The sequence below is a fragment of the Nostoc sp. UHCC 0251 genome (assembly GCF_034932245.1).
Classification (GTDB): Bacteria; Cyanobacteriota; Cyanobacteriia; order Cyanobacteriales; family Nostocaceae; genus Nostoc.
Map to the genome: position 1 here is coordinate 1 of NZ_JAYGHD010000188.1, position 5694 is coordinate 5694.

Annotated in this window: 5 protein-coding genes; 1 reads left to right on the forward strand and 4 read right to left on the reverse strand. The window is 42.6% G+C overall.

Translation table 11 applies throughout. The features are described 5' to 3' along the window. Window positions 1-291: 291 nt before the first annotated feature. Genes VB740_RS16900 through VB740_RS16915 form a run of 4 tightly spaced genes read right to left on the reverse strand, consistent with a single transcriptional unit; the run spans window position 292 to window position 4874 of the window. The gene (locus tag VB740_RS16900) at window positions 292-2010 is read right to left on the reverse strand and encodes an NAD+ synthase (RefSeq protein WP_323201126.1); all 1719 of its coding nucleotides are present in this window, start codon (window positions 2008-2010) and stop codon (window positions 292-294) included. Between the two features lie 39 nt (window positions 2011-2049). Then, the gene (locus VB740_RS16905; RefSeq protein ID WP_163929288.1) at window positions 2050-2796 is read right to left on the reverse strand and encodes an NUDIX hydrolase; all 747 of its coding nucleotides are present in this window, start codon (window positions 2794-2796) and stop codon (window positions 2050-2052) included. Further along, entirely contained in the window at window positions 2757-3356 is a 600-nt protein-coding gene (locus VB740_RS16910; protein ID WP_323201123.1) for a nicotinate-nucleotide adenylyltransferase, read from the reverse strand. The genes VB740_RS16905 and VB740_RS16910 overlap by 40 nt, the downstream gene beginning before the upstream one ends. Before the next feature lie 57 nt (window positions 3357-3413). After that, complete coding sequence (locus VB740_RS16915) at window positions 3414-4874, reverse strand: nicotinate phosphoribosyltransferase (protein WP_323201124.1); 1461 nt, start codon at window positions 4872-4874, stop codon at window positions 3414-3416. A 453-nt stretch (window positions 4875-5327) separates the two neighbouring features. Here VB740_RS16915 and VB740_RS16920 point away from each other — a divergent pair, with 453 nt between their 5' ends. Further along, on the forward strand, window positions 5328-5477 hold the full coding sequence (locus VB740_RS16920; protein WP_323201125.1) for a nicotinate phosphoribosyltransferase: 150 nt from the start codon (window positions 5328-5330) through the stop codon (window positions 5475-5477). Window positions 5478-5694 lie beyond the last annotated feature (217 nt).

The following is a 5694-nucleotide window of genomic DNA, read 5'->3' on the forward strand; positions in this document are numbered from 1 at the left end:
ATCGCCTCCCATAAGTATTGTCATTTTTCTCTGTTTGTATGAAACCACCCTGCTTCCCTACTAGCGTTGGGGAGTAAGATTCAAAGCCTCTCTCCTTTTAGGAGAGAGGTCAAATTGTATTGCATCCATTCGAGAACCGCTATATTTTTACAACTACTATCTATAAAAAAGATTTTACTACGCAAAACCTGTCCCTCTCCCCATTGGAGAAGGACAGACTTTAATAAAAGTTCAAGACAGGGAGAGGTTTGATAACTAAATTACTTGATTTGCCGATGAGTATTTTGTCCATCACAATAAACTAAGGTTAGGTGTAGCTGTAGTTTTAGCCTGATAAGTGTTTTTGACACCAACCCAGTTACTAGCAATTGGCATTCGCCAACCGGTTCCAAAAGCGCGATCGGTAATTTTTAAGCCGGGGGGTGCTTGTCGCCGTTTAAATTCAGCCCGCGCCACCATTTGAATTACTCTGTCTACAATTACCGGATCGTGACCGGCTGCAACAATTTGCACTGCTGATTGGTGGTTGTGAACTAGGCGTTGCAAAATATCGTCCAAAATTTCGTAAGGCGGTAGAGAGTCTTGATCAACTTGGCCTGGTTTGAGTTCGGCGCTGGGTGCTTTAGTCAAAACATTTTCCGGGATGATTTCATTATTGCGATTTAACCAATGGCAAAGTGAATACACACGGGTTTTAGGAACATCTGCAATCACCGCTAACCCGCCGTTCATATCGCCATAAAGGGTACAGTAACCCACAGCCATCTCTGACTTGTTACCAGTAGATAAAAGAAGATAGCCAAATTTATTAGCGATCGCCATTAATAAATTACCCCGAATTCGGGACTGTATATTCTCCTCAGCCAGCCCAAACTCTGTACCTGCAAACAAATCACTTAATGTTTGATCAAAGCCTTGCATTAACTCGCCAATTGGTAAAAGATTAGTCTTAATCCCCAAATTTTCGGCTAATGCTAAAGCATCGCTAATGGAATGCTCGGAACTGTAAGGGGAAGGCATGAGAACACCGAAAACATTTTCTTTACCAAGTGCAGCAGTTGCGATCGCAGCTACTATTGCAGAGTCAATCCCGCCACTTAAACCCAACACTACTTTAGAAAAGCGACACTTGCGGGCATAATCTCGAACTCCCAAAACCAAAGCTTGCCAAATTTCTTCATCTTCTGATTCATAGATAGGTGCTACAGAACCTAACTGCAAATCACGCTGTGTTTCATCAAATTCAACCACCACTAAATCGGTGTCAAAGCCACGGGCACGACACATCATTTCACCTTGACGATTTAAGGCAAAACTACGCCCATCAAAAATTAGGTCATCATTTCCACCAACCTGATTAGCGTAAATAATTGGTTGTTGAAAACGTACTGCACTATGCCTGAGCATTATTTCACGAAACTGTTGCTTGCCAACCGTGTAGGGAGAAGCAGATAAATTTACAATCAAATCTACACCCAAAATTGCTAAGTCAGCAATCGGATTTACTGTATAACTACGTTTGCCCCAAAATTCCTCATCGTTCCATAAATCTTCGCAAATAGTTACACCAATATGGATATTATCTAAAGTGAAATAATTAGCTTGCAAACCTGGTTCAAAATAGCGACGTTCGTCAAATACATCGTAAGTAGGCAAAAGTCGTTTGTGAAAAATTTGCTTGACCTTGCCATCTTCTAACAAAGCCATGCTGTTAAATAAAGTTTTGCCACCACTAATATGTGCATTGAGGTTCTGTTCAACAGTTCCTACCAATACAGCTAAATTAGTTGGTAAATCCTGGGCCAAGTTTTGTAAAGTGATGCCCATCGCTTCTACAAAACTAGGATTTAGTAATAAATCTCTTGGTGGATAGCCACACAAAGAAAGTTCTGGTGTTAGCAACAAACGCACACCGCTAGATGCTGCTCTTTGTGCAGCCTCCAGGATTTTCTGGGCATTCAAAAGCAAATCACCAATTGTCGGATTAATTTGAGCGATCGCAATTTTCATATTATTTGTCATTAGTCATTTGTCATTAGTCATTGGTCATTAAATAAACACCAGAGGCTTATCTTTTAAGGGAGCAAAAGCTTCGGCGTCAAACTTATACAAACTAGCCGGACGACCAGCGCCCCGTGATACCTTAATTCCGGTATCGCATAAAAAACCTAACTTGAGTAGACGCGCTCGAAAATTAGAATAATCAGAAAAGTTATCACCTAAAACTGTGGCGTATAACTGATATAAATCATTCAAGGTGAACATTTCTGGCAAGACTTCAAAAGCCACCGGGCTATACTCTAATTTATTTCGCAATCGCCTGTGTCCATAAGCCAAAATTTCATTATGGTCAAAAGCTAATTGCGGCACTTGTTTTACCGGATACCAAGCTATTCCAGTCATGCGATCGGCAATCAATTCGGCTTCCTCAAATCGCACTAGGGCAAAGTAACTAACTGATAGATAACGCACACCATAACTATCAGTTGCTTCCCGTGGATCGCGATTCGGCCCGCCAAATGTATACAGTTGTTCTAAATAGAGATTGTTGACCTTAATTTTCTCCGCCATAATGCGATAGGCAGCATCTTCTAAAGACTCTCCTGGACGTACTAAAGTACCGGGAAGACTCCAATGATTTAAAAATGGTTCTTGCTGTCGCATTACTAGTAGAACTAACAGCCGATTTTGTACAGTATCTACAGAAAAAATTACATTATCAACACCAACCTTGAAATCGGCCAAAGGTTGCTGGTTTAACGGAGTTGGTATCTTTTTTGGTGAACGTCCTGGCATTCGTACAAATGCTCTCGATTAATATAGGCAACTACAGGGGCTGTGAGGGCTTGAGAATCTCCATGTTCGCGGTACGCTGTTGAGGAAACATCTAGACCGGTCAGACTAGCGATCGCAATCTTGCCTCCCAGCTTTTGCACTACCTCTGAACTAGATTCATCTATTGCATATCCCGGTCGCGGTACAATCAGTAGTTGCACTTCCTGTAACAAATCTTCAATGCGATACCAGCGTGGTAGCTGACTCAGTAAATCTGAACCAATTACTAACGTCAATTGGGCGTCTTCACCCCAAGTCAGCTTCGCTTTCTCGACTGTTTCCAGTGTTCTGAAGCTACTCAATTCTTGTTCCAAAGCAATATTGTGCCGTGGCGTGTCTATATCCGCAATCAACAGTCGCAACATTGCCGCCCGATGCTGTAAGGGTGTTTGATGGGACTTAAATGGATTATCTGCTGCCCAAACCGCTACCCAATCATAACGCTCAGATAACCAACTCAGAATTTTTTGATGTCCAGCAGTTGGCGGATCGGCACTAGTACCAAACAAAGCAACTCTCATAGTAATTCGTAATTCGTAGTTCGTAATTCGTAATTAAGACAGACTGAAAGAGTACTTTTACTTATGTGTTGCGCCAGGTGCTTCAAGTCGGGAAACCCGCCCAACGCACTGGCTTCTCTGTGCCTCTGCGGTTCGTTTCTTAGTTTCCTCCGTCAACATCCGTAACCCCTCAGAAATTTCTACTTCTACAGCTACCGGATAATCCAAGCGCCGTGTTTCCTGTGGCAAACTAGTAACTGAAGCGGCGGTACGTTGACGAATTGTTGCCAACGGCTCTAATGGATACAGCCGTTCACCTTCTTGTACTACCAACTGCAACAAAGGTTTTTCATCCAAAAAGCTTTCACCTAAGAGTCCCAACCTGTCTGCTTTTACCTTGCCTCCTGTAAACGAGCGAAAAATCTGCTTGCGCCCTGGATAAGTAAGCTTACCACTAGACTGCTTCATCACTGGGATGCCATCAATGTCTACAAGTTTATAAACTCCATTGACAGGCGAACCTGTAACTAGTCGTGTTCCCAGTCCGTAACCATCAATTTGGGCCCCAGCGGCTTTTAACCTCGCAATTTCCCACTCGTCCAAATCGCCACTGGCAAAAATTGGTACACCAGGAAGGAGCGATCGCACCTGTTTTGATAAGGTAACTAAATCTCCTGAGTCCAATCTCACTCCTGTTAATTGCATTTCCCCGGAATTTACTTTTTGGGCCAAGCGCCCGGCAGCAGCAATGGTGTCGTAAGTATCAATCAGCAATGGCGCACCCGGAAAATATCGATGAAATGCACTGAAAGCTTGTTCTTCAGTGCCTTCTATTGCTGACAACGCCATCACCAGGGCGTGTGCCATCGTACCACTTGGCTTTTGTCCCAGTTGTAGCGCTGCTAACACATTAGAAGTGGAATCTAAACCACCTGCTAACGCCGCCCGCGCCGCCCACAAAGACCCTTGGGGACTAAATGCTCGTCTTGTGCCAAATTCTAAAAGTGTTGCTGACTCCCCCGCTACATCCCTTAACCGGGCTGCTTTTGTGGCAATCAAAGTCTGGTAATTAATCGTATTTAGAAGGTAAGTTTCCACTAGTTGCGCTTGCCAAAGAGGTGCTTCCACCCGCAACAGTGGCTGATTGGCAAATACAGCCGTCCCTTCGGGGACTGCCCAAACATCACCCGTAAACTTTCCCTCAGCTAAAAGTGACCAAAAACGATCGCCTGCATGAGCAAAAATTTCCGTTGCCTGTAATGCCGCAATTTGCGCGGAACTAAAGCGGAATTTCGCTAAATATTCCAACGCCTGCGTCAGCCCCATTGCAATTAAATAACCAAAACCCTCTGGCAATCGCCTGACAGACAATTCAAAGCTTGCCCGTTGTTGTTCTATACCTTCGCCTGTGTAACAAGCTGCCATCGTCAACTGGTAAAGGTCGGTCAATAAGCTGTAGTCTTCCGCACAGAGGTTTAGTTCCTGGTTCGGCTGACTTTGCTGTTTATGTACATAGTCCAAATCGGCCAAAGTTGTCATGCCAGAGCTTCCTTACAAGAATGCTTCTTTTATTTATGGTAGAATTTACTATAAATAATGTCAACTCCTGGCAAGTATATTTTCTGGGATTGCTGTATAACAGTAATTTTATGGATAAATTAATACTAGCTTCATAAAATACTTAATATTTTTTAATAGTAAAAGCTAGCAATAATGTTCATTTGACTGGGAGACTAATACAAATTCACAACATTCTGCTAAAGTAGGTTTGTTTGCCAGCGCCTTTCTCAGACTGGGGTTGGAGAAATAGCTAAGTTGCAATTACAATCAAAGAGAAAAGTTTGGATTTTTGACAAGCTAAAGTATTGCAAACTTATCTGAATAAACATTGCATATATTCTCGATATATTGAGAATTAGAGCCAGCTATGAATATCAGCATTAGAGTATAGGTAGCACAATTCAAGCGACTCGAAAGAAGGAGTCCAATAATATGGCTATTTCCAAAATCATTGCGAACATAACCCAGTATATTTCTGAAGCTGCAATGCGGATTTTTGGGCCTAATGATGATGCTTATCCTAGTATTGGCGTACAACCTTTTACAGGTGAGCCTTACGATAAGCGGGCAGATCATACTTAGTACATTATTGAATATAGGAATCCAACTTGAAGATAAGCATAGTGAGACTAAACATCATCTAAGTTGAGAACAGTAGTTTTTGCCCTCACCCTAAATCCCTCTTCTAAATGTGGAAGAGGGAATTTTAGATTATGGCTCCCCTTCTTTCAAATCTGGCAGAAGCAGGGTGGTTTCATACAAAGAAAGAAAAAACTTTGTGCAGTTGATTGGAGAGGGC